This is a genomic window from Amycolatopsis sp. YIM 10, from assembly GCF_009429145.1.
Taxonomy (GTDB): Bacteria; Actinomycetota; Actinomycetes; order Mycobacteriales; family Pseudonocardiaceae; genus Amycolatopsis.
The window spans coordinates 1,676,338-1,701,490 of record NZ_CP045480.1 but is presented as its reverse complement, the minus strand read 5'-3'; the positions used below and the strand labels follow the sequence as shown (position 1 = coordinate 1,701,490).

Sequence of the window (25,153 nt, the reverse complement as noted above, 5' to 3'; positions counted from 1 at the left end):
CGATTCGGACGTCCGAGGCTAGTCGCGGCGAGGTCGAGTCCGGCTGGAGCCGCCGTTCGCGTCCTGACCCGGTTCACAGCACGCTGACCTGCGGAAACGGTCGCCCGAACGAGTGCAAAACGGACAGTGCCTGCCCAAAGGGGCAACTAAGGGTTCCCTTGGCGGTACCGGCGAGGCCGCCCGCACCCCCGGTAGCCTGCACAGAAACGTCCGGGGGTTATCCGGATGTGCCCGCCGAGACCGGACTGAGACCCTGGAGTCCATGACCGCAGCCGCCGACATCCGGCCGGGCGCGCCACGGCGCGTCCGGCTTTCACTGTCGACCTCGGCCTGGCTCCTGCTCGTGACGCTGATCGTCGTCGGGTTCGGTTTTGTCGCGTCGAGGTCCGCCCCGGTGCCCGACCAGGGTCCGCCGCGGGGTGGTGTCGCCGACGCGCAGCGCGCGGTGGAGGCGCTGGTCTCCCCCGGCCCGGAGGCCACCGCGCTCGGCCTGCTCCCGGCCGACCTCAACCAGGTGCTCGGGGTGACCGCGGCGGCCGAACCGGCCCGCGACGGCACGATGCGCGCGGTCCACGTCGGCGGCGGCTGCTCGGCGCCGTGGGGTGAGGACAGCACCCGCTGGGACTTCCGCGTCGCCTGCATGTCCCACGACCTCGGTTACGACCTGCTGCGGTACGCCGAGAACCAGGGCCATCCGCTGGACCCGAAGTGGCGCGAAGCACTCGACGCCCGGCTGTCCGCCGACATGCAGGCCACCTGCGACCTCAACCCGATGGGCTCGGCGGGCACCTGCAAGGCGGTCGCCTCGTTGTACACGGCCGGGCTGGTGGTCAACTCCTGGCACCAGCGCTGGGGTCCGCCCACCGGCGAGCCGATCGGGCCGATGCTCGCCGGGGTGGTGGTGATCGGCTGCCTGCTGGTGTTCCGGCTGCGCGGCTGGCTGCGTGCGCGGCGCGAGGTGCCGAAGGCCACCGGCGCCACGATGGCCCCGGCCGCGATCCCGCCGGTGCTGCCCTGCGGCCGGTGGATGGTGCTCGCGGTGGCCGCGATCGCCGGGCTGGTGCTCGGTGAGTCCGCGGTCGCGCTCGGGCACTGGGCCGGGGTGCCGGACGGCTGGCTGTGGCCGCTGACCTGGCTGACCCAGCTGGCCCCGGTGTTCTTCTTCGCCGGCGGGCACGCCAACGCGGCGGGCTGGCGGGCCTGCGTGGACAACGGCGGCGGATACCGCCAGTACCTCGCGCACCGGGCCAGCTGGCTGCTGCGCCCGGCACTGATCTTCGTGCTGGTCGCCTTCGCCGTGCCGACCGCGCTCGAACTGCTGCACATCCCGGCGGGCACCAACGCGGTGGTCACCCGGATCGCGCTGCACCCGCTGTGGCTGCTCGGTTTCTACCTGCTCACCGTGGTGCTGACCCCGGCCATGTCGGCACTGCAGCGCCGCCTGCGCTCGGGCTGGCCGGTGGTCACCGCACTGGCCGCGGCGGTGGTCACCGCGGAGCTGATCGGCTCGCCGATCGCCCGGTACGCGGGCGGTTTCGCGCTGGCGCTGCTGGCCCAGCAGGTCGCCTTCGTGCACGCCGGGTCCGGCTCGCCCAAGCGCCTGCCACTGCTCGCCGGCGCGGTCGGCGGCCTCGGCACGCTGGTGCTGACCACCACGACCGGCGGGGTGGCCCCGATGTTGCTCAACGACTCGACGGCGCCGCCGGCGCTGGCCGCTCCGACGCTGCCGGTGCTGCTGCTCGGCGTCACGCAGCTGTGCCTGCTCGGCCTGCTCGCCGCGCCGCTGGCCCGGCTCGCCGCGCGCGAGGACGTAGCCAGGGCGGCCGCGCAGGCGCTGCGCGCGCCGATGAGCCTCTACCTCGGCTTCCTCGCCACGATGCTGCTGCTGGTCACCGTGGTCTACCTGCCGGTGAACGTGATCGACGCGTGGGCCTGGCTGACCCACCCCCGCACGGTCGCCGCGCTCGGCCTGCTCGCCGGGCCCGCGGTGCTGGTGTTCTGGTGGTTCGAGCGCCGGGCACACAGTCATTCCCCGCACCCGCCGACCGCGCCGGTGCCCGACGGCGGGCTGGGCAGGCTGCTCGGCCGGTCCGCCGTGGTGCTCGGCCTCGGCTTCGCGGTGATGGGGTTGTTCGGCTTCGCGCTGACCCAGTTCGGCGGTCAGCTCGGGCTCGTACCCGATCCGATCCAGAACCTGGTCCACCTGCTGCTGGGCGTGTTCCTGCTGCACACGCAGCGCATCGGCACCAGCGACGCCCCGGCCACCTGGGTGCTCACCGCGATCGCCTGCGTGCCGCCGCTGCTGTCCGCGACGGCCGGTCCGGTGATCGACCGGCTGGGTGTCGCCCTGCACGGGGTGGTCGCCGTACTCGCTGTGATCGCGGTCATCGGCACGCTGCTGACCAGGCTTTTCGCTCCCCCGGAGGTGGCAAGAGCCACGTCGTGAGGGAGCTGTGGCGCGCTTTACGAACCGGTGTGCCAGGCTGAGATCTCCTGCGCACAACCGTGCGCGGGTTCTGTACGTCCTACTGAGTAAGGCAAGCGAACCGAGGAGCTGTCCGAGTTGGACCACCCGCCACGAGATGACCGAGGGGCGCGTCGCCCCGCGCGGCCATGGCAGGACGAGTCCCCGGCACGGCCCAGACCCGCTTCCACCCCGCCGCGTGACCGCGGCCTGCCGCCCCGGCGCCCGCCCGCCGGTGGCGCGCGCCCACCCGTCCGCCGCCCGGAGGCCCGTCGCCCGGCTCCCCCGCCACCGCCGCCGCCGAAGCGGTCCCGGCGCGGGGTGAAGATCGCGCTGGCCCTGGTCTCGCTGCTGGTGATGAGCCTGACCGGGTACGCGTGGGCGGCGATGCAGGGCCTGGTCAGCGGCCTCACCACCACCGACGTGATCGCCTCGGACGCGGGCGGCGACAAACCGGCCGACGGCGCGCGCGACATCCTGCTGGTCGGCATGGACAGCCGGACCGACGCGCAGGGCAACCCGCTGCCGAAGGAGGTGCTGGCGCAGCTGCGCGCCGGGGCCGCCGACGGCGAGCTGAACACCGACACGCTGATCTTCGTGCACATCCCGAACGACGGCAGCAAGGCGGTGGCGATCTCCCTGCCCCGCGACTCCTACGTGGACATTCCCGGCGGCTACGGCAAGCACAAGATCAACTCGGCCTACGCCCGCGCCAAGACCGACTCGCGCCGCAAGCTGGAGAGCGAGGGCGTCACCAATCCGCAGGACCTCGAACTGCGCAGCAACCAGGAGGGCGCGAAGACCCTGGTCGCCACCGTGGAGAAGCTCACCGGCTCGAAGATCGACAACTACGCCTCGATCAACCTGCTCGGCTTCCACGACGTCACCACCGCCATCGGCGGCGTCGACGTCTGCCTGAACGACGCGGTCAAGGACGAGTTCTCCGGCGCGAACTTCAAGAAGGGGCCGCAGTCGATCTCCGGCGCGGACGCGCTGGCCTTCGTCCGCCAGCGGCACGGCCTGCCGCGCGGCGACCTCGACCGGGTGGTCCGCCAGCAGGTGTTCATGGCCGGACTGGCCCGCAAGGTGCTCTCCGCGGGCACGCTGGCCGATCCGGTGAAGCTGAACGACCTGGCCGGCGCGCTGCAGAAGTCGGTGGTGCTGAACCAGGGCTGGGACATCGTCGGCTTCGCCCAGCAGATGCGCGGGCTGACCGGCGGGCAGCTGGAGTTCCGCACCATCCCGGTGGTCAACATGGACTACACCACCCCGAACGACGGCTCGGCCATCCAGGTCGATCCCGGCGAGGTGAAGAAGTTCGTCCAGGGCCTGGCCGGTCCGCCGGCGCCGGAGGCACCGGGACCGAACGCGGACAACGCCAAGACCACGGTCGACGTGCGCAACGCCTCCGGCGTGACCGGGCTGGCGGCGAAGGTGTCCGAGGCGCTCACCGGGAAGGGCTTCACCGCGGGCGAGACCTCGAACTCCTCGTCGCGAAAGACCAGTGTGGTCCGCTACGGCACCGGTGGCCAGGCCGCCGGGCAGGCGGTGGCCGACGCACTGGGCGGGCAGCTCAGCGTCGAGGAGGACCCGACGGTGACGGCCGGTCACGTGACCGTCTACGTGGGCAGTGACTACTCGGGCGCCGGAACCGCGTCCCAGGCCTCGGGCTCGACCCCGGCCCGTCAGTTCACCGCACCGCAGCCGCAGCAACCTCCTGCGCAACCGGATGGCTCCGCAGAGCAGCCGATTACCGCGGATGGCGTCACTTGCGTCAACTGACGCTACCCCATTTGGCCTAGCCATCTCCGCCGTTCAGGGGCAGATGCGTATCGGGTCGAAAACACCCGCCCGAAATCACGTAAGAGTTGCCTTCCTGCCGACTTACATAACCGTGAACACAGCTCGCATTCCAACGGGGGCGTCGGCGCCGGAGTGCGGACAGACGCGCGGTCGAGGCAGGGGACGCGGAGTGAGGATCGACGGAGACATCTATCAGCGAGTCCTCGGGGAGGAGCTTCGCAAGCTCCGTCGACGACGCGGCTGGACGCGGAAGGAGCTGAACCAGCACCTGCAGAGCGACATCTCGCTGCAGACGCTGGCCACCTACGAACTCGGCACCCGGCAGTGCTCGGTGGTCCGGCTCGTCGAACTCTGCCTGGCGATGGACGAACTACCGCAGGACCTGCTCGCGCGCGTGCACAGACGGGTGTTCACCGACGAGCCCGGCCGGGTGCGGCTGGACCTGCGTCAGGTGGTCGCCGACTCGCAGCCGGAGCTGCTGCCGCTGCGCCGGTGGGCCGAGGGCAGGTTGAACCACGGCAACTCGACCAGGGAGATCCAGCTGGACGAGGGGGCGATCAAGCAACTGGCAGCCCTGTGCGGCCTGGGTCCGGCCGATCTGGTCGGCCGGCTGCGCACCCTGTCCGCGCCGCCACCCACCTGACCCCTCGCACCCGCGTGCCCGCTTTGCGGCACTGCGCCCCCGATCGTGCGCGCCTTCGGCACCGCCCCCGCCGGAGGCCGCGCGCCGCGCGTCCCGGGCCGCCCTCCCTCGGCCCGGGACGCCACCCCGACGTCTGCCGCGCCTCGCCAACGCCGGAGCGAACCCTGACGCCTGCCGCGCCACCCGACACCCCGGAAGCCCGGAAGCCCGGAAGCCCGGAAGCCCGGAAGCCAACTCTGACGCCCGCCGCGCCTCCTCGACGCCCGCCGCACCACCTCGACACCCCGGAGCGCCACCCCGACACCCCGGAGCGAACCCTGACGCCTGCCGCGCCACCCGACGCCCTGGAGCCCTGGAGCCCTGGAGCCCTGGAGCCCTGGAGCCCTGGAGCCCTGGAGCGCACCCTGACGTCCGCCGCGTCATCTACCCCCGTGACCGGCCGACCAGCTGGAACTCCGCCGGGTCCACGCGCCGCGTCCGCAGCCAGTAGCGCCAGGTGAACCCGGGCCAGATGGTCCGGTTCACCCCCTGCGCGTCCAGGTACCAGCTCTGGCAACCACCCTGGGTCCAGATGCCGCGTTCCAGCTGCCCCTGGATCTCGGTGTTGAACCGCTCCTGCACCACCTGCCGCGGCTCGATCGCCCCCGAGCCGGTGCGCTCGACCAGCCGGATCGCGTCGCTGATGTACTCGGTCTGCGACTCGATCATGAACACCACCGAGTTGTGCCCCAGCCCGGTGTTCGGCCCGAGCAGGAAGAACAGGTTCGGGTAACCGGCCACGGTGATCCCGAGATGGGTCCGCATGCCGTCGGCGGCCCACTCCTTGTTCAGCTGCCTGCCGTCGACCCCGGTGATCTCCAGGTCGTCGAAGGCGTCGGTGACGTGGAAGCCGGTGCCGTAGATGATCGCGTCGACCTCGCGCTCCACCCCCGCCCTGTCCACCACGCTGCGCGCCTTGACCTCGGCGATGCCGTCGGTGACCACCTCGACGTCGTCGCGGGCCAGCGCCGGGTAGTAGTCGTTGGAGATGAGCACGCGCTTGCAGCCGAGCGTGTAGTCCGGGGTGACCTTCCGCCGCAGCTCCGGGTCCTTGATGGCCTTGTTGATCTGCGCCTTCGCCAGCCGCTGCGCGAGCTTCATCAGCCACGGGCGGCCGTTGAAGCCGACCGCGCGCACCTCGAGCATCCAGTACAGCAGCGTGCGGTACAGCCGCTGGGCACCGGGAACCCGCGCGAACAGCCGCTTCGCCCAGCCCGGCATCTCGTGGTCGGGCTTGGGCATGATCCACGGCGGCGTGCGCTGGAACAGGTGGATCGCCTCGGTCTGCTCGGCGATCTTCGGCACGAACTGCACGGCGCTGGCTCCGGTGCCGACCACCGCGACCCGCTTGCCGCGCAGGTCGTAGTCGTGGTCCCACTCGGCGGAGTGGAAGGCGCGCCCCTCGAACCTGTCGATGCCGGGCAGGTCCGGGATCTGCGGGAGGTGCAGCGCCCCGACCCCGGCGACCAGGAAGCGCGCGACGAACTCGTCGCCGGCCTTGGTGGTGACGTGCCACCGCTGCTCGTCGGCGTCCCAGCGCGCGCCGGTCATCTCCTGGCCGAAGCGGACATAGGAGTAGAGGTCGTACTTGCGGGCGAACCCGCGCAGGTAGTCCCAGATCTCCGGCTGCGGCGAGAAGGCCCGCGACCACGACGGGTTCTGCTCGAAGGAGAACGAGTACATGTGCGACTGGATGTCGCAGGCGCAGCCGGGATAGGTGTTGTCGCGCCAGGTGCCGCCGACCTCCTGCGCCTTCTCCAGGATGACGAAGTCGGTCCTGCCCTGTTTGCGGAGCTTCGCGGCCATCCCGAGGCCCGAGAAGCCGGTCCCGATGATCAGCACACCGGTTTCGTCGCGCTGGTTCATGCCCTGTCCTCCACGCCGTTTTACTGTTACCCGGAGTCCATCTTACTCGGAGTAGGTTACCGGCGGTAGATGGTCGGTAGAGTGGGCGCATGACAACCGAGCAGGTCCCGCGGCGCAAGCGCATGCCCCGCGCCGAGCGCGAGCGCCAGATGGTGGAGGTGGCCGAGGCGGTCTTCGCCGAACGCGGGTACGTGGCCGCGTCGATGGACGACATCGCCGAGCGGGTCGGCGTTTCGAAGCCGATGCTCTACGAGTACTTCAACTCGAAGGAAGGCCTGCTGCTGGCGTGCATCGAGCAGGCGCGGGCCGAACTGCGGGTGGCCACCGAAGAGGCGGTCGCGCTGGCCACCGACGCCGAGGACGCGCTGCGCCGCGGCCTGCTCGCCTTTTTTGTGTTCATCCGCGAGCGGCGGCAGTCGTGGTCGCTGCTGCGGCACGAGATGACGCTGATCGGCACGCCGGCCGCCGACGGCATCGAAGCCACCCGGCGGCAGCAGACCGACCTGATCGCGACGCTGATGGCCGGTTACTTCAACGCCGCCTCACCCCTGCAGGTGGAAGCTTCAGCCGAATTCGTCGTGGGTGCCTGCGAACGGCTGGCGATCTGGTGCGAACGCCACGACGAAATCACCCCAGAGATGGCCACCGGCTACGCGATGGACCTTCTGTGGGGCGGATTGCACGATCGTGCTATCACCTGAGCCATCAACCAACTACCCAAAGTAGCATTTTACCGGTTAGCTGTGACACAGCGTCGCTCGTGCGGTATCGATAGAACCGTCGACGGATCTACAATGCCTCGGCACCAGCATTCCCCGACCGGGGTGTCAGCTGCACGAGAGGGGTGGGGCGGATGGCGGCGACCATCACGGCGACGTACACGCCGGAGAACGACGACTGGACGGTGACCGTCACCGGTCCGGGTGAGACGCTGACCGGCAAGGCGCCGGGCATCATCGCCGCGCGTGACCGGGCGGACCAGCTGGTGGAGAAGCTCGCGGGCGGGGCGAAGGCCACCGTGGTGCACCTGCTCAACGGCAGCGCGCTGGAGTTCACGCACGCCTACATGAGCGCTCGCCTGACCCGGCCGGAGGAAGCCGCGGAAGAAGCTCCCGCGGAGGCCGAACCCGCCGACGAGGAGCAGGAAGGCGATTCCGCGAAGACCGAGCTGCAGGAAGCGATCGACGACGCCGACGGTGGCGTGTTCACCGACCTCGGCGAGGCCATCGGCACGCCGCGGCAGGAGACCGGCGACCCCGTCGAAGCGGAGCCGCCGGTCGCCCGCCGAGCTTGAGGTTCGGGTGCGCGGCCGCTAGCGGATCAGCTTCCGCAGCAGCAGGGCGCCGATCAGCACACCGGCGCCGATCAGCGGGTACTTGATCTTGGGCTCGCTCAGCTTGGCGAGCACGCTCGTCTTCGCGGAGTCCGCGAGCCGCTTGGGGTTCGCCTTGACGCTGAGTTCGTCCAGCGTGGACGCGAGCGCGTCCCTGGCCTTCTCGATCTCACGCTCAATGGTGTCCGGGTCGCGCGCCACGGGTCCTCCTCGCCAGGCAGCCTGTCGCAGGCCCCAACGTTAGATCACCGGGCATCCGCCCGCCGATCCGCCCCACCACCGGCGGCGCTAGGCTGCATCCGCGAGCGGGGCCCGTAGCCCAATTGGCAGAGGCACACGGTTTAGGTCCGTGCCAGTGTGAGTTCGAGTCTCACCGGGCCCACTCGATTCCCTCGCGAACTTGGCTGGAGCCCCGAAGCTGGGCGCCATGCGCGCGATCAGAGTTTCCCGGTTCGGCTCCCCCGAAGTGCTGGAGCCGGTCGAGCTGCCCACTCCCGAGCCCGCCGCCGGGGAGGTGCGGGTGGCGGGCACGGTCACCGCGATCGGCGCCGGGGTCGGCGGTGACCGGCTGGGCAGGCAGGTGGTCACCCACGCGAAAGGCGGCTACGGCGGCGGTTACGCCGACACGGTGATCTCCTCACCCGACTACACCTTCCCCCTGCCATCGTGCCTCGATCCGCAGGCCGCGCTGGCCGTGCTCGACGATGGCAGCACGGCGCTCGCGCTGGAGAAAACCCCGGTGCTGGTACAACTCGCCGTTGCCGAGGGCGCCGAGGTGGTCGCGGCCGTCCGCGGCGCGGAAAAGGCGGCTGTCGCGAGAAGACCGGGCGCCGAGACAATCGACTGCCCGACGGCGGCTGACCGTGGTGGACACGGCACAGCTGCCGGAGCTCTGGCCGGACACCGCCCGCCGGGTCACCGAAGTGCTGCGGCGGACCGCCGGAGGCGGGCTGACCCCGCTCGTCGGCCGTACCTATCCCCTCACCGAGGCGGCCACCGCACACGCCGGCATCGAAGCGCGGCGCGTCACCGGGAAGCGACACCGTCCACTTCGGACACCGCCCCGGAGCCGCTAAGCGGTCCGGGGCGGTGTGTGCCGGTCAGCGAGCGGCGCGGTGGAACTCGGTCAGCTTCTCCAGCTCCGGGATGATGCCGGCCGGGGTGGGACGGGCCAGCCACGCGTCGTGCATGGCCTTGGCCGCCTCGGCGTAGGACGGGTCGTTCAGCACCGCGAGCAGTGCGGCGCGGATCTCCGCGGCGGACTGGGTGATGCGGTTGATCTGCACGCCCGCGCCGGTCTCCTTGACCAGCCGCGCGGTGAGCCACGCGTCGACGCTGCGCTCGGTGACGGTGACCGAGATCGACTCGCCCTCACCGCTGAAGACCATTCGCTGCGGCTCTTCGGTGTCGGCGATGACGTGCGGGATGCCGGCGGCGAGGGTGGCCACGAACGAGCCGCTGCCGCCGTGGTGGATGGCCGCGACGCAGGTCGGCAGCAGGCTGGTCAACGGCACGTAGTCGACGACGCGCAGGTTCTCCGGCACCGGCGGCGCGCCGACCAGCTGGTTGTCGTTGAACGTGCCGACGACCTCGATGTCCAGTCCCTCGATCGCCTCGAAGATCTTGGGGATGAGGTCGACGCCCTCGTGGTAGGCCCGGGTCGAGACGCCGACGGTCAGCGCGACGCGCGGCCGCTGGGGACGCTCGTGCAGCCACTCCGGCAGCACCGCGCCGCCGTTGAAGGGGACCCAGCGGACGGGCACGGTGGAGATGTTCCGCGACAGTCGCATCGACGGGGCCGGGATCGCGTCGATGGTGAAGTGCCCGAGCAGCACGGTGTCGTCGACCTCGACCCCGTGCCGGTCGGCCAGCGCGCGCAGCGAGATCGCCAGTGGGTTCTCCGGCGTCTCGTGCCCCTCGGCCCGCCGCTCGGCGAACTTCTCGATCGCCCAGCCGCCGTAGTCCGGGCCGTTGAGCACGCGGCCCGACGCCGCGCCCGCGGCCTTGGCGACGACCCCGCCGCACGGGAACCAGGACTCCCACAGCACCAGGTCCGGCTGCCACTGCTTGGCGAAGGCGATCAGGTTGTCGATGTCCTCGCGCGGCTCCGGCGGCAGGTAGTACCGGGCGGAGAACAGGAAGAACTGGTAGTAGGCGTCCCAGTTGTCCCGCTCGTCGCCGCTCAGGTCGAGCTTGGCCGCCAGCTCCTCCATCTCCTCCGGGCTGGGCAGCAGGCCGTACTTCGCCCAGTTCTGCAGCGAATGCGGCTCCGGCTCACCGGTCTTGATCGCGGGCAGGCCCGCGGCGACGATCTGCTCCTCGGCTCCGGGCGGGCAGGCCACGACGACCTCGTGCCCCTCGGCCTGCAGCGCCTGGGCGTGCGGGATGAGGTGGTTCAGGTGGGTGACATGCGGGAAACCTGTCACGAGGACTCGCATCGAACATCTCCTCAAACGTTGTCGGGCGTCGGTGTCTGGTGACGTTGCGGGCGTCCTCGTCCGAGGCCGCTGATGACCGGCCGGGCGGCGGGGCCGGGGCCGCCCCCGGCGGGTGTCACTGCTGATTCTCCGGCCCCGGCGGGTTCCGGTTCTTCCTCAACGCTGCGGAGTCCGCACAGCTCAGCGGCCTACTGGCGGACGCCGACGAAGATGCCGGGGCTGGTGGCCCGTCCGTCGCCCAGCTGCAGGGCCGGAACGAACTCGACGGTGCAGCCCGCCCGCTCGAAGGCCGACTCGTACTCCTCGCGGGTGAACAGGCCGACCGACAGGACGGAGGAGAACTTCCGGATTCCGTCGGAGTCGGCCACGATCGCCTCGAAGGCGATGCGGCTGCGGCCCTCGTGCACGGTGGAGTGGCTGACGCGGGCCACCACGCGGCCGTCGTCCTCGGCCAGGTGGCTGCCGATGTAGCCGTCGATGAACAGCTCGGGGAACCACCACGGCTCGACGATCACCACGCCGCCCGGCACGGTGTGCGCGGCCATCCTGGCCACCGTGGCCGCCACCTCCTCGGCGGAGCCGACCTCGCCGATCGCGTTGCCGAGGCAGGTGACCGCGTCGAAAGTGCGGCCGAGGTCGAAGTTCACCATGTTGCCGAGGTGGACGGCGGACCGCGGGAGCCGGGTGGTCGCGACGTCGCGCATGGCCGGCGTGAGTTCGACGCCCTCGACGTGGTCGAACCTCTTCGCGAACGCGGCCAGGTGGGCGCCGGTGCCGCAGGCGACGTCCAGCAGGCTCTTCGCCTCGGGGAACCGGGACAGGATCAACTGAGCGTGCTTGTCGGCCTCGGCGTCGAAGTCCTTGCCGCGACTGTTGAAGACCAGTTCGTACAGTTCGGCGTGCTCCGGGTCGTAGTCCATCCGTGCTCCTCCTCCAGGCCGGGGCCGCACCCCGGCTTGCCGTCAGGTCGGCTGTGCCAGCGTCACGCCGCCGGGCGGGCCGCCGCATCTCCTGGCTTGCGCCCGTCGCGCCGGCACGTGGTCAGCCGCCGAAAAGCGCGCAGGACAAAGGAAGGCCGCCGGCGCCCGTTGTGCCAGCATCGATCGGTGGACAGGGGTGACCCACGTGAAGGGGCGCACGAATGATCAACATGTTTCAGCCACAGGTCGGAGCCGAGGAACTGGCCGCCGTCGCGGAGGTGTTCGAGAACCAGTGGCTGGGGTACGGCCCGCAGACCAAGGCCTTCGAGCAGGAGTTCGCCGACCACCTCGGCGTGCCGGCGGAGACGGTGCTGTTCATCAACTCCGCCACCTCCGGCCTGCACCTGGCGATGGAGCTGCTGAACATCGGCCCCGGTGACGAGGTCGTGTTCCCGTCGGTGAGCTTCCCGGCCAACGGCCACTGCGTTGCCGCCGCCGGCGCCACCCCGGTCTTCTGCGACGTCCGCCCGCGCACCCTCAACCCCACCGTCGACGACGTGCGGGCCGTGCTGACCCCGCGGACGAAGGCGGTCATGCTGCTGCACTACGGCGGCCAGCCCGGTGACATCGTCGAGATCGCCGAGCTGTGCCAGGAGCGCGGCATCCCGTTCATCGAGGACGCCGCCTGCGCCATCGGGTCGAGCATCGACGGCCGGGCCTGCGGGACCTTCGGCGACATCGCCATCTGGAGCTTCGACTCGCGCAAGATCATCACCACCGGCGACGGCGGCATGATCTACGTCCGCGACCCGCGGCTGGCCCGCCGCGCGCACCGCCTGGCCTACCAGGGCCTTGACGACCGGGGCGCGTTCGCCGCGATGCAGAACGACGGCACGCGCCGCTGGTGGGACCAGACCATCCACGAGGTCGGCAGGCGCCTGATCGGCAACGACCTGACCGCCGCCATCGGCCGCGTCCAGCTCGGCAAGCTGCCCGGCTTCATCCAGCGGCGCGGCGAGATCATCGCCCGGTACGACCGGCTGCTCGATGGCGTTCCCGGCGTGCGGCGCCCGCCGAAGCTGCCCGAGGGCCACGTCTCGACGAACTACTTCTACTGGGTGCAGTTCGACGACGTGACCGTGCGCAACACGGTCGCCGAGGACCTGCTGGAGCTGGGCATCTACACCACCTACCGCTATCCGCCGCTGCACAAGGTCCCGCTGTTCGCCACCGGGGTGGAACTGCCCGGCACCGACGAGGCCGAGGCGATCACCCTGCTGCTGCCGCTGCACCAGTCACTGACCGACGCCGAGGTCGAGCGGGTGGCGGACAGCCTGATCTCGGTCCTCGGCCGCCGCACGCTCCGCGAGGCCGGGTGAGCGGACATGAAGGTCCGCGAACTCGCCGTGGCGGGCGCCCTTGAGCTGACGCCGGACGCGATCCACGACGACGACCGCGGGCTGTTCGTCTCGCCGTTCCAGGAAACGCACTTCCGGCGGGCGACCGGCCAGCGGCTGTTCACCGTGGCGCAGACCAACCACAGCCGGTCCCGCCGGAACGTCGTCCGGGGCATCCACTTCACCGTTACCCCGCCCGGCTGCGCCAAGTACGTCTACTGCGCGGCGGGATCGGCGCTCGACATCGTCGTGGACATCCGCGTCGGGTCGCCGACGTTCGGTCGCTGGGACGTCGTGGAGGTCGACCCGCTGCACTTCCGCTCGGTGTACTTCCCGGTCGGCGTCGGGCACATGTTCGTCGCGCTCGAGGACAACACGGTGATGAGCTACATGATCTCCGGCGAGTACGTCCCGGAGCACGAGCTGGGGTTGTCGCCGCTCGACCCCGACCTCGGCCTGCCGATGCCGGCCGAGCCGATCCTGTCCGCGCGGGACCAGGTCGCGCCGACCCTCGCCGAGGCCGAGCAGCAGGGCTGGCTGCCGGACTACTACGAGTGCGTGGACGTGGAGGAAGAGATCCACGAGCGCAGTTGAAGAGACGTTGCCGAGCACGCCGCGGGCACACACTGTTCACCAAGAGAGTCGCGCCGGGAGCCGCGTGCGATCCATCCCGCCGGTCGGGTGCCGAACTCGATCGGCCGTCACCTGGAAGGCGCCATGAACATCGCCGAGAACATGGCCATCGTCGAGTGCTCCGCGTGCCGCATCTGCGGCAACACCGAGCTGCTGACCGTGCTTGACCTGGGGAACCAGGCGCTGACCGGCATCTTCCCCCGGCCGGGCCAGGTGGTGCCCACAGCGCCGCTGGAGTTGATCCGGTGCGGCCCCGGCGGCTGCGGGCTGCTGCAGCTGCGGCACACCTCCGACCTGACGCTGATGTACGGCGAGCACTACGGCTACCGCTCGAGCGTCCGCCCGTTCATGGTCAACCACCTGCACCGCAAGGTCGAGGTCCTCACCGGCATGGTCGACCTGGACCGGGGCGACCTGGTCCTCGACATCGGCAGCAACGACTCGACGCTGCTGCAGGGCTACCACGCTCCTGGGCTGACCAGGGTGGGCGTGGACCCGACCGGCGAGAAGTGGCGCGAGTACTACCCCGCCGACATCGACCTGATCCCGGACTTCTTCACCAAGGCCTCCTACGCCGGGCAGTTCGGCACCCGCCAGGCCAAGATCGTCACGTCCATCGCGATGTTCTACGACCTGCCCGACCCGCTCGGGTTCATGTCCGACGTGCACGACATCCTCACCGACGACGGCGTGTGGATGATCGAGATGAGCTACGCGGTCCCGCTGCTGGAGACGCCGGTCTACGACGCGATCTGCCACGAGCACCTGGAGTACTACTTCCTGCGCCAGATCGAGTGGATGGCCGACCGGGTCGGGCTGACCCTGGCCACCGCCGAGGTCACCGACGTCAACGGCGGCAGCCTGTGCGTGACGCTGGTTAAGGACCCGTCCAAGCACAAGATCGACACTCCCCAGATCGACCGGATCCGGCAGTACGAGGCATCACTGGAGCTGGACACCGACGCGCCGTACGACGCCTTCACCCGCCGCGTCGAGCAGCACCGCGTCGACGTGCGCTCCTTCCTGGACGACTCGAAGGCCGCGGGCAAGCTGACCCTGGGCTACGGCGCGTCGACCAAGGGCAACGTGATCCTGCAGCACTGCGGGGTCACCGCCGAGGACCTGCCGTGCATCGGCGAGGTCAGCACCGAGAAGCACGGCCGCCTCACGCCCGGCACCGGCATCCCGATCGTCTCCGAGGAGGACGCCAAGGCGCAGCGGCCGGACCAATTGCTGGTGCTGCCATGGGGTTTCCGCGACGGGTTCGTCGAGCGGGAGCGGGATTACCTGGCGGGCGGCGGCACGCTGGTCTTCCCGCTGCCGTCGGTCTCGGCACTGGGGAGGAAGGGAGAGAACCGCGATGGCGACTTCGGCCGGCCGAGCTGAGGACTTCCTGGCTTCGGCGCTGACCACGATCAGCGCGCAGACGGAGGACCCGGACCTCTTCCTCAAGCAGCGGTTCACCGCCTCCAGCTACCAGGTCGACGAGATCCCGCTGGACACGCTGGCGGCGTGGCGGCTCGGCGACCGGCTCGAGCACAACACCGGCCGGTTCTTCACCATCGAGGGGCTGTCGGTGCGGACCAGCTTCGGGCCGAACCCGCGGTGGTGCCAGCCGATCATCGTGCAGCCCGACATCGGCATCCTCGGCATCCTGGTGAAGAAGATCGACGGCGTCCACCACTTCCTGATGCAGGTGAAGATGGAGCCGGGCAACACCACGCTGGTGCAGTACGCGGCGACGGTGCAGGCCACGCAGAGCAACTACCAGCGGGTGCACGGCGGCAGGCCGACGCCGTACCTGGAGTACTTCCTCAAGGGCAGCCGTGGGCACATCCTGGTGGACCGGCTGCTGTCCGAGCACGCGTCCTGGTACCTGTACAAGCGCAACCGCAACATGATCGTGGAGATCCCGCCGGACGAGGACGTCGAGGAGCGCGACGACTTCACCTGGCTCACGCTCGGCCAGCTGCGCCGGCAGCTCGCGCTCGGCAACGTCAACATGAACGCTCGGACCGTGTTGGCCTGCATCTCCTACGACGGCGCCCGCGACCTGCAGTCGGCCGAAGGCTTCCACGCGCAGACCGTCGCCTCGCACAACGCGCAGCGGTCCGACGCGGACCTGTCCGAGGCGATGACGTGGCTGATCGACCAGAAGGAGACCTACACCCTCGACGTCAAGCGGATCGCCCTGTCCGAGATGACCGGCTGGGCCGCCGACGGCGGCAGCATCCGGCACCGCGACGGCCTGTACTTCCGGATCATCGGGCTGTCGGTGGCGGCGACCAGCCGGGAGGTCGGCACCTGGTCGCAGCCGATGCTCGAACCGGTGCCGGGCAACCTGGTCGCCTTCCTCTGCCAGCGGCAGAACGGCGTGCTGCGGTTCCTGACCCAGGCGATGATCCAGCCGGGATCGACCGACCGGCTCGAACTCGGCGCGTCCATCCAGCTGGCCCCGGGGTACTGCCGCGACGCGCGCGACCTGCCGCCGCTGATGGAGTACCTGGACTCGGCGGTCGGGCAGGTGCGGCTGAAGTCGGTGCAGTCCGAGGACGGCGGCCGGTTCCACCGGGCCGACACCGAGCACCTGGTGATCGAGATCCCCGAGGACCACCACGTCGAGGCGCCGGAGAACTACCGGTGGATGACGCTCGGCCTGCTCGGGCGGCTGATGCAGTCGGGCTACTACCTCAACGTCGAAGCCCGCAGCCTGATGGCGTGCCTGCTGTGAGGCTCCTGCTCATCGGCCTCTCGCGGTTCGCCCGGCGGCGGGTGCTGCCCGCGACGCCCGCGCTCGACGGCATCGAGGCCGTCGACGTCGCCAGCGCGCACGGCGGCGCCGTCGGCGAACTGCCCAAACTGGGGCGGCGGCACACCGACTGGCGCGCGGCGCTGGACGGCACGGAGCCCGCGCTGGTCTACGTCTCGACGGTCAACAGCACGCACGCCGAGGTGGTCCGGCACGCGTTGCGGCGGGGCCATCACGTCGTGGTGGACAAGCCCGCCTTCCTGACCCTGGACACGGCCGAGGAATTGGTCGCGCTGGCTCGGACCCAGGCTCGAGTGCTGGCCGAAGCCACGAACTACGCGTTCCACCCGATGTTCTCGCCGGACCTGACCAAGGACATCACCAAGGCCGTCGCGGTGTTCACCCCGCCCGTGCCACCGGAGGACTTCCGGCACGACCGGTCCTCCGGCGGCGGCGCCTTTCTCGACACCGGCCCGTACTTCGCGTCGCTGGGCCGGGTCCTGTGGGGTGTCGAACCGGACGACGTGCACGTCATCGTGGGCGACCGCACCCCGGACGGCCTGGAGCTGGCCTACAGCGTGCTGGCCGGCTACCCCGGCGGCCGGACCATCGTCGGGCAGTTCGGCTTCACCACGCACTACCGCAACGCACTGCAGTTGCTCGGGCCCGGCGTCGCCGTCGACGTCCCGAGGCCGTTCTCCGCGCCGCCGGACCTGACCGTCGACCTGCACATCGAGGTCGACGGCAAGCACCAGACGCGGAGCGTGCCGCCCGCGGACAGCATGGAGCTGTTCCTCGCCGCCGTACTGGACGCGGTGCGTGAGGGTTCGCGGGAGTTCGACGCCGCCCTGCTCAGCGACGCCAGGACGCGCGACCGCGTCGTCCGGGCCGCTGGAAAATGAGGAGCGCCCGAGCCTTTCGATTGCTTATGCTGGTCTCCTCGACGAGCACCGTCCATTTTGGAGTGTGCCATGTCCGCTCGCGTGCTGACCAGCGAACTTTCCCGCCACACCGGCCGTTCCGTGCGGATCGCCGGCTGGGTGCACCGCGCGCGGCGGCTGAAGTCGAGGTCCGTGGCCTGGCCACAGCCAACCCGCAGGCTCCGGGCGGCGTGGAGATCACCAGCCCGGAAGTCATCTCGCTGGGCGAACCCGCTGTGGCGCCTCCGTTCGACCTCTACCGGCCGCGGCTGACCGCGAGCCTGCCCACGATCCTGGACCACGCCCCGATCGCGTTGCGCCATCCGCGGTTGCGGGCCCGGTTCGAAATCGCCGCGGCGAGCGTGGCCGGTTTCCGCGCCGTGCTCGACCGATCCGGCTTCACCGAGATCCACACGCCCAAGATCGTCGAATCCGCCACGGAATCCGGCGCGAACGTCTTCGCCATCGACTATTTCGGCCGTCCCGCCTATCTGGCCCAGTCACCGCAGTTGTTCAAGCAGGCCATGGTCGGGGTCTTCGAACGCGTCTACGAAGTCGGGCCGGTGTTCCGCGCCGAACCCCACGACACCGCGCGCCACCTCGCCCAGTACACCAGCCTGGACGCCGAATTCGGCTTCATCGGCGACCACTTCGACGTGTTGGCCGTCCTGCGCGACGTGCTGGCGGGCATGGTCGGGGCGCTTTCGGGCACGGACGTCGAAGTTCCTGTTGTGCCAGACGAGATTCCCGTCATCCACTTCGCCGAAGCCCAGGAAATGCTCGGGCACGCACCGGGTTCACCGGACCTCGCACCCGCCGACGAACGCCGTCTGTCGAAATGGGCGCTGCGCACCCACGGTTCGGAATTCCTTTGCGTCACCGGCTATCCGATGCGGAAACGCCCGTTCTACACCCACCCGGACCCGGCGCGACCGGACTTCTCGAACAGTTTCGACCTGCTCTTCCGCGGCCTGGAACTGGTCACCGGCGGCCAGCGCCTGCACCGGCACTCCGACTACCTCACCGCACTCGCCGCCCACGGCCTCGACCCGGCGCCGTACCAGGGTTACCTGGCCGCTTTCGCCCACGGCATGCCACCGCACGGAGGGTTCGCCATCGGCCTCGAACGCTGGACGGCTCGGCTGCTGGGCCTGTCCAACGTCCGCGAAGCCACGCTCTTCCCGCGCGACCTCCACCGCCTCACCCCCTGACGGCGGTCAGGACGGCCCGGCCCCTCGCCTCGGTGAGGGTGGCGGCGAAGCCCGGGTGGGCCAGCAGGGCGATCGGGGCGATGTGGTCCTCGGTTCGCGGACGCCACCGCGGTAGTGCCGCGACCGCGGCCGTCCACAGGGCGTCGTCGGCGTGGGTGTCGATGGCCTGCCGGATCAGGGTGTCGAATTCGGGATTGCCGAAGGTCGGCGAAGTCGGCCGCAGGTCGAGCAGGTTCCGCATCTCCGGGCGGTCACCGATCATCGCGGCCTCCAGGATCGACGCGCGCCCGGGACGCACGGTCTGGTCGTGCTGGAGGAACAGCCACGGCAGGAACTCCTCGGTGAACAGCGGATCATCGAGGATGCCGTCCGGCATGAAGGCCGGGTGCAGCAAGCGCCCGACCAGCATTCCCGCCTCGTAGTGCCGGTTGAGCAACAACAGCAGCTGGGAACGCAGCACGGTCGCGCGGATCCGGCCGAACTCCTCCGCCTTCTCCAGCACGGCACCGGCGGCATCGACGTGCCCGGCGAGCGCGTCGATCCTGGCGCGTTCGACCTCGGCGTCCCAGTGGTCGCGGGTGTCGCCTTCCGGTTGGCGCATCCGGTGGAATTCGGCGTAGAGATCCTCCATCAGCGCGGCGAACGACTCGAAGCGCCGCGGTGGTTCGGCGCGCCAGGAGAAGAGGCTGTAGGCGGCCCACTCCCCCGATTCGCCGACGTCACCCGGGTCCAGGAACAGGATTCCCGCGTCGGCCTCCAGTGAGATCATCAGGCCACGGGTGAACCGGTTGTCGTCGGCCGCTCCCGGGTCATCGGTGACGTCCTCCCACTCGGCCCAGAACGGCTCGATGTCGCGCAGCCAGCCGAGATCGCCCGTGTCGCGGAGCTTCCAGACGAACTGGCCAGCGTGGCGCCAGCCATCGGTGATCAGCAGGAAATCCCGGTACGACGGCGGGAACACGCACCCGAGCCGCGCTTCAGCCGCGGCCACCGCCTCCTCGCTCGCGGGCGCGAACCCGAGCCACCGCTCGCGAGCCACGTCCGGCTCCAGTTCATCAGGTGCCGCGCTGCGGACCCATTCCTCGCTCCACCGGGACAACCACGGCCGCCATTCCATGCGCCCCACTATGTCAGCGGCAGTTCCCCCGGCGGGACGGAACGGGGACGATCGCTGACCTGCCCGTCCCCGATTTCGACCAGCCGCCACACGCCGTCCTCCCGCAAGGCGAAATCCGCAGTGACGAAGGGAAGCCCGAGCCCGCGCACCAACGGTTCGGCGGCGGCGAGATCGGCGTCGGGCAGGTCGTCCGGCGTGTCCGGGTGCGGCCCGACGAGACGGCAGACGCCGTCGACCCACCAGGTGCGGACCTCCCGCGAAACGAAGTTCTCGAACTCGCGCACCACAAAGCCACCGGCGAAGTCGGAGTCGCGCAACTCCAGGAACCGGCTCGCCACCGACCAGGCCGCGGTCGCGTCAGCCACGTCGGGGATGAACGCCGCTTCGTGCCAGTAGTGCTTCATGGACTTGGTGTAGTCGCGCAGCACGGCCGGTCCGGAACCGAGTTCACCGCACGCGGTCACGAACGCCGACCGGTCCGCTCCCTCGGTCCAAGCCGTTCGCGGGGTGATCTCGGCGAGATCCGCGTACCAGCCCGGCAGTTCGTGGGCACGCCGGTACTGCTCGGCCGTCGTCCGCAGGACCACCCCGCGTCGCCGCAACGCCTCGTCGAAATCCGCGTATCGCTCGCTGCTCAGCATCCAGCCGCGGTAGACGGCCTGCGCATCCGCCGGAACCCGCCGCACGGCCTCATCCGCACCACCCGATGCCAGTGCATCGTGATCGACTAGCACCACGTCCATCCCGGCCTCACGAGCGGCGTCGGCTTCGGCGGCGAAATGGGCATCGGGGCGACGGGGGCGCAGCACGTCCGCGGGAACCAGCAGCATCACGCGATGCATGGTGCCCGATCTTCCGTCCACGTTCCTGGGAGTTTCCTGGGAATCGGACGCCGTTCGCCGACGACGGCCCAGGTGTTCCCAGGGAGTTGTCACCTGGCGGCGAAAGCCTCGTCCCATGAGCGACACCATCGAGGCCAGGGGCCTCACCAAGCGCTACGGCGACAAGCTCGCCGTGGACCACCTCGACTTCACCATCGAACCCGGCCGCGTGACCGGCTTCCTCGGCCCCAACGGCGCCGGGAAGTCCACCACCATGCGGCTCGTGCTCGGCCTGGACGCGCCCACCTCGGGCACGGTCACCGTGCACGGCCACCGCTACGCCGACCTCCCGCGCCCGATGCACACGGTCGGCGCCCTGCTCGACGCGCGTGCGGTGCACCCGGGCCGGACCGCCGCCCAGCACCTGCTCTCGCTGGCCCAGACCGCGGGCATCGGCCGCGCCCGCGTCGACGAGGTGCTCGCGCTCGTCGGCCTGTCGAACGTGGCGGGCAAACGGGCGGGCACCTTCTCCCTCGGCATGAGCCAGCGCCTCGGCATCGCGGGCGCGCTGCTCGGCGACCCGCCGGTGCTGATGTTCGACGAACCGGTCAACGGCCTCGATCCCGAAGGCATTCGCTGGATCCGCGGGCTCATGCGCGATTTCGCCGCCGAGGGGCGCACGGTGCTGGTCTCCAGCCATCTGATGAGCGAGATGGCGCTGACCGCGCAACACCTGCTCGTGCTCGGCCGCGGGCAGCTCATCGCCGACACCGGCATGGACGACTTCCTCCGCCTGCACAGCGAGGAAACCGTGCTCGTCCGCACCGACGAGACCGACCGGCTGGCGCGGCTGCTCCGCCGCACCGGCGCCACCTTCGAAATGCGGGACGACTCCCTGCTGGTGGTCGACCGGACCGCGGGCGAGATCGGGAAGCTCGCCGCCGCGGAAGGCATCGCGTTGTCGGAACTGACCCCGAGCCGCGGCTCGCTGGAGGACGTGTTCATGGCTCTCACCCACGACTCCGTCGAATACGGGGTGCGCGCATGAACCTGCTCCGTTCCGAATGGACCAAGTTCCGCAGCCTCCGCTCGACCTGGCTGACCATGGCGGTGACGGCGCTGCTCGGCGTCGGCGTCGCCGCGCTCGCTTCGTCCGCGAAGGCGCACGCCTACGACCCCGTCGACTGGGACCCGACGGCCACCAGCTTGACCAGCATCATCATCGCGCAACTGGCGTCCGGGGTGCTCGGCGTGCTGGTGGTCACCTCGGAGTACGCCACCGGTTCCATCCAGCCGAGCGTGGTCGCGGTGCCGGTGCGCGGCCGGCTCCTGGCCGCGAAAGCCGTGGTGCTCGGCGGAAGCACGCTCCTGCTGAGCCTGGTGATCGGCTTCGCGTCGTTCTTCGCGGGCCAGGCGATGATCGCCGCCGCCGGGGTGCCGCACGCCACGCTCGGCCAGCCCGGCGTGCTGCGGGCGGTGATCGGCAGCGGGCTCTACCTCACCGCGATCGGCCTGCTCGGGGTCGCGCTGGGCGCCGTGCTGCGATCGACCGCGGGCGCGATCGGCGTGCTCGTCTCGGCCACCCTGCTGATCCGGCTCGTGGCGCAGATGCTTCCCGAAACCTGGAGCGACTGGATGGGCCGGTACTGGCCGACGGCCGCCGGGGAAAACATCATGAACGTGTTGCAGGCGTCCGGAGCGCTGCCGCCGTGGATCGGTTTTGCCGTCCTGTGCGGCTTCGTGGCGGTGATCGGCGCCGCCGGCTACACCGTGCTGCGCACGAGGGACGTATGAGGCGCGACCTGGGGACCGGGGCCGCGGCCGGGCTGGCGGCGTGGGCGGGCATGGCCGGGTGGGCGCTGCTCGGCGTGACGCTGCTCGGCCTCGGCGGTGCCACCACCCCGGCCGCGCTCGCCCTCGCCGTGAGCGGCTCCGCCGACCTCGGACCCGGCACGATTTCCTTGCTGCCACTGGGAATCTCACTGATCGGCGCGGTACTGCTCGCGATCGCGCTGACCACCTGGGAACGCGTGGCGAGCGCGGCGGCGGTGTTCGTCGCGGGCCTGATCGTGCTGGCCGTCCTTCCCGGCGTCCGGCTGGTGCCGACGCTGCTCGGCGGCCTGACCTGGCTGGCCGTCGTGCTCGGCGTGCGGGTCGCGTGCTGGCGATGGTCGTGGGTGCGCAACGTCGCGGTGGTGCTCCTGAGCACGGCCGGCGTCGCGATGCTCGTCGGTGCGGTGCTGTCCTTCGCCGGTGGCGCGCGGATGCTCGGCACGATGCTGCTCGCCGCGCCCAATCTGCTCTGCGTGGCGCTGACGCGCGGCCTCGGCGTGCCGTGGGAGATGTCCGGGCCGCCCCTGCCGATGGCGATCGTGGAGACCGGCGGCTTCGGGCCGCTGGACCAGCCGCTGTGGCCGCTCGCCGTGCTGGCCGTTGCGGTCGCCGTGCTGGTGGCGGTGTTCGCGCGCTGGCACGCGTCCTGGGTGATGGCGTTGTGCTGCGCGGCTATGGCGTGGCTCGGCGGAGCGCGGGTCGAGCTGCGCCGCCCGTTCCGCATCGAACTGGGTGTCACCGGTGACGTGCTCGTCGCCACCGGAACCGGGCTCGCCGCGGGACTGGTGGCGTGCCTGCTCGTCGAAGGCGCCCGGCACTGGCATCGTCAGCGGACATGACGGCCAACCTGCTCGTGGTGGAGGACGATCCGACGCTGCGCGAACTGCTCGCGGCCAGCCTCCGGTTCGCCGGGTTCGCGGTGTCCACCACCGCGAGCGGGGTCGAGGCGCTGCGGATCGCCGGTCAGCGGACGCCCGACCTGGTGGTGCTGGACGTGCTGCTGCCCGACGTGGACGGGTTCGAGGTGCTGCGCCGCCTGCGTGACGGCGCGGCACCCGCCCGGGACGTGCCGGTGCTGTTCCTGACCGCGCGCGACGCCGGTGAGGACAAGGTCGCCGGGCTGACCGCCGGTGGCGACGACTACGTGACCAAGCCGTTCCGCCTGGAGGAGCTGATCGCCCGCATCCGCGCGATCCTGCGGCGCACCAGCGGTTCCCCGCGCGAAGTGCTCGCCGCCGGTGATCTCGAACTGGACCCGGTGGCGCGGCTGGTCACCCGGGGCGGAGTGCCGGTTTCCCTGTCCCCCACCGAGTTCACCCTGCTGCGGTTCCTGCTGGAGAACACCGACCGGGTGCTGGCGCGGGAGCAGATCCTGCACCACGTGTGGCGGTACGACTTCGGCGGTGACGCCAGCATCGTCGAGTCCTACATCAGTTACCTGCGGCGCAAGGTGGACAACCGGGAACCGAAGCTCATCCACACCGTGCGCGGGGTCGGCTACGTGCTGCGAGCGCCGCGGTGAAGCGGCTGTCGCTACGGGCGCGCGTGCTGCTGATCGCGATGACGCTGCTGGTGGCCGGCATGGTCACCAGCAGCGCCGTGGTGCTCGTCGCACTGCGGAAACCGCTGGTGGACCAGGTCGATCTCCAGGTGACGGTGGCCGCCGGGATATTGAGCGCGCTACCGCAACAGACCGTGGCGAACCTCGCGGCCAACACCACCGCGTCCCGCGAGGGGCCCGACGACCTCTACCTGGCCTACCTGACCGCGGACGGGCAGCCGTCGCTGGCGTTGCACGGCACCGACGCCCCCGAACTGCCGGAGCTGGACCACGCGGCGGTGCTCGCGCGGGGTGGCACGCCGTTCGAGGTGCCGGGCTGGCGGGTGCTGGCCCTGCCCACCCGCACCGGTGGCAGCGTGGTGGTGGCCGGCGCACTGTCCCAAGTGGACGAAATAGTGGCGCGGGTGCGCCTGGTCTGCGGGCTGGTGGGCGGCGGATTGCTGGTGGTGCTGGCGACCGCGGGCTGGTTCTGGGTGCGGGCCGGGCTGCACCCGTTGCGCCGGATCGAGGAGACCGCGGCCGCGATCGCGGGAGGCGACCTGTCACGCCGGGTTCCGTTCACCGCCGCCGAATCCACCGAGGTCGGCAGGCTGACCACCGCACTGAACGGCATGCTCGCGCAGATCGAGGCGGCCGTCGCCGCGCGCACGCGGTCGGAGGAGCGCCTGCGCGCGTTCGTCGCGGACGCCAGCCACGAACTGCGCACCCCGCTGGCGGGCATCAGCGGTTTCGCGCAGCTCTACCGCATGGGCGGCAGCGAGATCGACGCGACGATGGACCGCATCGAACGCGAGTCGACCCGGCTGACCGCGCTGGTGGACGACCTGCTGCTGCTCGCGCAACTCGACGAAGGCGGCCTGCACCTGCGACGCGCGCCGATGGACCTGCGCTCGCTGGCCGCGGACGCGCTGCACGACCTCCGCGCGCTGGACCCGGCCCGCGAGGTCGCGCTGACCGGACTCGGCGACGCCATGGACCCCGCGCCCGCGCCGGTGCTCGGGGACGAGGCCAGACTGCGCCAGGTGGTGAGCAACCTGGTGGGCAACGCGATCGCTCACACACCACCGGGTTCCGCCGTGCGCATCGGCGTCGGCACGCGGGGCGGTGAGTCCATTTTGGAGCTGGCGGACTCCGGTCCCGGTCTCTCCCCGGACCAGGTGGCGCTGGTCTTCGATCGGTTCTACCGCGCGGATCCCTCGCGCGCCCGCGACCACGGCGGTGGCGCCGGGCTCGGCCTGGCCATCGTCTGGTCGCTGGTGACCGCCCACGGCGGCACGGTGACCGTGTCCACCGCTCCCGGCGACGGCGCCACTTTCCGGCTCGCACTACCGAAATCCGGCTAAACTGGCCGTTGATGATCATTCGTCCCGCCACCGCCGCCGACGTCGACGCCGCGGTCACCACG

General features: G+C 70.7%; 23 protein-coding genes and 1 tRNA gene. 18 read left to right on the top strand and 6 right to left on the bottom strand.

Going from position 1 to position 25,153, the window contains the following annotated elements; all coding sequences use genetic code 11:
- The first annotated feature begins 262 nt into the window (after positions 1 to 262).
- The 3 genes from YIM_RS08435 to YIM_RS08425 all read left to right on the top strand — a co-directional run bounded on the left by YIM_RS08435 (position 263) and on the right by YIM_RS08425 (position 4,910).
- Entirely contained in the window at positions 263 to 2,446 is a 2,184-nt protein-coding gene (locus YIM_RS08435) for a phospholipase A2 (RefSeq protein WP_153029794.1), read from the top strand.
- A gap of 117 nt (positions 2,447 to 2,563) precedes the next feature.
- Positions 2,564 to 4,246: an LCP family protein gene (locus YIM_RS08430; protein ID WP_153029793.1), complete on the top strand. Its 1,683-nt coding sequence runs from the start codon at positions 2,564 to 2,566 to the stop codon at positions 4,244 to 4,246.
- Between the two features lie 190 nt (positions 4,247 to 4,436).
- The gene (locus YIM_RS08425) at positions 4,437 to 4,910 is read left to right on the top strand and encodes a helix-turn-helix domain-containing protein (RefSeq protein ID WP_153029792.1); all 474 of its coding nucleotides are present in this window, start codon (positions 4,437 to 4,439) and stop codon (positions 4,908 to 4,910) included.
- A gap of 423 nt (positions 4,911 to 5,333) precedes the next feature.
- Here YIM_RS08425 and YIM_RS08420 read toward each other — a convergent pair whose 3' ends face one another.
- The gene (locus YIM_RS08420; protein ID WP_153029791.1) at positions 5,334 to 6,815 is read right to left on the bottom strand and encodes an NAD(P)/FAD-dependent oxidoreductase; all 1,482 of its coding nucleotides are present in this window, start codon (positions 6,813 to 6,815) and stop codon (positions 5,334 to 5,336) included.
- 89 nt (positions 6,816 to 6,904) lie between these two features.
- Here YIM_RS08420 and YIM_RS08415 point away from each other — a divergent pair, with 89 nt between their 5' ends.
- Both YIM_RS08415 and YIM_RS49055 read left to right on the top strand, forming a co-directional pair.
- Positions 6,905 to 7,516 (top strand): TetR/AcrR family transcriptional regulator, encoded by a 612-nt coding sequence (locus tag YIM_RS08415; RefSeq protein WP_153029790.1) that lies wholly within the window; start codon positions 6,905 to 6,907, stop codon positions 7,514 to 7,516.
- Between the two features lie 152 nt (positions 7,517 to 7,668).
- Complete coding sequence (locus YIM_RS49055) at positions 7,669 to 8,109, top strand: hypothetical protein (RefSeq protein ID WP_228004629.1); 441 nt, start codon at positions 7,669 to 7,671, stop codon at positions 8,107 to 8,109.
- Positions 8,110 to 8,127: 18 nt separating this feature from the next.
- Here YIM_RS49055 and YIM_RS08405 read toward each other — a convergent pair whose 3' ends face one another.
- Entirely contained in the window at positions 8,128 to 8,349 is a 222-nt protein-coding gene (locus tag YIM_RS08405; RefSeq protein WP_153029789.1) for a DUF3618 domain-containing protein, read from the bottom strand.
- Between the two features lie 107 nt (positions 8,350 to 8,456).
- Here YIM_RS08405 and YIM_RS08400 point away from each other — a divergent pair.
- Both YIM_RS08400 and YIM_RS49050 read left to right on the top strand, forming a co-directional pair.
- Positions 8,457 to 8,530 (top strand) — tRNA-Leu (locus YIM_RS08400).
- 322 nt (positions 8,531 to 8,852) lie between these two features.
- The gene (locus tag YIM_RS49050) at positions 8,853 to 9,224 is read left to right on the top strand and encodes a zinc-binding dehydrogenase (RefSeq protein ID WP_228004628.1); all 372 of its coding nucleotides are present in this window, start codon (positions 8,853 to 8,855) and stop codon (positions 9,222 to 9,224) included.
- Between the two features lie 24 nt (positions 9,225 to 9,248).
- On the opposite strand, the gene YIM_RS08390 is transcribed toward YIM_RS49050, so the two are convergent.
- Together YIM_RS08390 and YIM_RS08385 are read right to left on the bottom strand one after the other, a co-directional pair.
- Positions 9,249 to 10,586 carry a nucleotide disphospho-sugar-binding domain-containing protein gene (locus YIM_RS08390; protein WP_153029788.1) on the bottom strand — a complete coding sequence of 446 codons (1,338 nt, stop codon included), beginning with the start codon at positions 10,584 to 10,586 and terminating at the stop codon, positions 9,249 to 9,251.
- A 188-nt stretch (positions 10,587 to 10,774) separates the two neighbouring features.
- On the bottom strand, positions 10,775 to 11,506 hold the full coding sequence (locus YIM_RS08385) for a bifunctional 2-polyprenyl-6-hydroxyphenol methylase/3-demethylubiquinol 3-O-methyltransferase UbiG (RefSeq protein ID WP_153029787.1): 732 nt from the start codon (positions 11,504 to 11,506) through the stop codon (positions 10,775 to 10,777).
- Between the two features lie 221 nt (positions 11,507 to 11,727).
- Between YIM_RS08385 and YIM_RS08380 the strand changes: the two genes are divergently transcribed.
- From YIM_RS08380 to aspS, 6 genes are all read left to right on the top strand, one after another.
- Positions 11,728 to 12,885 (top strand): DegT/DnrJ/EryC1/StrS aminotransferase family protein, encoded by a 1,158-nt coding sequence (locus YIM_RS08380; RefSeq protein ID WP_153029786.1) that lies wholly within the window; start codon positions 11,728 to 11,730, stop codon positions 12,883 to 12,885.
- A 6-nt stretch (positions 12,886 to 12,891) separates the two neighbouring features.
- Positions 12,892 to 13,497: a dTDP-4-dehydrorhamnose 3,5-epimerase family protein gene (locus tag YIM_RS08375; RefSeq protein ID WP_153029785.1), complete on the top strand. Its 606-nt coding sequence runs from the start codon at positions 12,892 to 12,894 to the stop codon at positions 13,495 to 13,497.
- A 123-nt stretch (positions 13,498 to 13,620) separates the two neighbouring features.
- On the top strand, positions 13,621 to 14,922 hold the full coding sequence (locus tag YIM_RS08370; RefSeq protein ID WP_228004627.1) for a class I SAM-dependent methyltransferase: 1,302 nt from the start codon (positions 13,621 to 13,623) through the stop codon (positions 14,920 to 14,922).
- Positions 14,897 to 16,267: an NDP-hexose 2,3-dehydratase family protein gene (locus tag YIM_RS08365; RefSeq protein ID WP_153029784.1), complete on the top strand. Its 1,371-nt coding sequence runs from the start codon at positions 14,897 to 14,899 to the stop codon at positions 16,265 to 16,267. Before YIM_RS08370 ends, YIM_RS08365 begins: the two co-directional genes overlap by 26 nt.
- On the top strand, positions 16,255 to 17,187 hold the full coding sequence (locus tag YIM_RS08360; RefSeq protein ID WP_194240081.1) for a Gfo/Idh/MocA family protein: 933 nt from the start codon (positions 16,255 to 16,257) through the stop codon (positions 17,185 to 17,187). The genes YIM_RS08365 and YIM_RS08360 overlap by 13 nt, the downstream gene beginning before the upstream one ends.
- Positions 17,184 to 18,416, top strand: a complete 1,233-nt coding sequence (aspS, locus tag YIM_RS08355) for an aspartate--tRNA(Asn) ligase (protein ID WP_153029782.1) — start codon at positions 17,184 to 17,186, stop codon at positions 18,414 to 18,416. The genes YIM_RS08360 and aspS overlap by 4 nt, the downstream gene beginning before the upstream one ends.
- Here the strand turns inward: aspS and YIM_RS08350 are convergent.
- Positions 18,406 to 19,533 carry an SMI1/KNR4 family protein gene (locus YIM_RS08350; protein ID WP_153029781.1) on the bottom strand — a complete coding sequence of 376 codons (1,128 nt, stop codon included), beginning with the start codon at positions 19,531 to 19,533 and terminating at the stop codon, positions 18,406 to 18,408. The genes aspS and YIM_RS08350 overlap by 11 nt on opposite strands.
- 8 nt (positions 19,534 to 19,541) lie before the next feature.
- Positions 19,542 to 20,363: an ATP-grasp domain-containing protein gene (locus YIM_RS08345; RefSeq protein ID WP_194240303.1), complete on the bottom strand. Its 822-nt coding sequence runs from the start codon at positions 20,361 to 20,363 to the stop codon at positions 19,542 to 19,544.
- A 127-nt stretch (positions 20,364 to 20,490) separates the two neighbouring features.
- Here YIM_RS08345 and YIM_RS08340 point away from each other — a divergent pair, with 127 nt between their 5' ends.
- Genes YIM_RS08340 through YIM_RS08320 form a run of 5 tightly spaced genes read left to right on the top strand, consistent with a single transcriptional unit; the run spans position 20,491 to position 25,091 of the window.
- On the top strand, positions 20,491 to 21,402 hold the full coding sequence (locus tag YIM_RS08340; RefSeq protein WP_153029779.1) for an ABC transporter ATP-binding protein: 912 nt from the start codon (positions 20,491 to 20,493) through the stop codon (positions 21,400 to 21,402).
- Positions 21,399 to 22,148, top strand: coding sequence for an ABC transporter permease (locus YIM_RS08335; protein WP_153029778.1), 750 nt, complete (start codon positions 21,399 to 21,401; stop codon positions 22,146 to 22,148). Before YIM_RS08340 ends, YIM_RS08335 begins: the two co-directional genes overlap by 4 nt.
- A complete protein-coding gene (locus tag YIM_RS08330; RefSeq protein WP_153029777.1) occupies positions 22,145 to 23,026 on the top strand; it encodes a hypothetical protein in 882 nt (293 codons plus the stop codon). Before YIM_RS08335 ends, YIM_RS08330 begins: the two co-directional genes overlap by 4 nt.
- Positions 23,023 to 23,709, top strand: a complete 687-nt coding sequence (locus YIM_RS08325; RefSeq protein WP_153029776.1) for a response regulator transcription factor — start codon at positions 23,023 to 23,025, stop codon at positions 23,707 to 23,709. The genes YIM_RS08330 and YIM_RS08325 overlap by 4 nt, the downstream gene beginning before the upstream one ends.
- Positions 23,706 to 25,091: a cell wall metabolism sensor histidine kinase WalK gene (locus YIM_RS08320; protein ID WP_228004625.1), complete on the top strand. Its 1,386-nt coding sequence runs from the start codon at positions 23,706 to 23,708 to the stop codon at positions 25,089 to 25,091. Before YIM_RS08325 ends, YIM_RS08320 begins: the two co-directional genes overlap by 4 nt.
- Positions 25,092 to 25,153 lie beyond the last annotated feature (62 nt).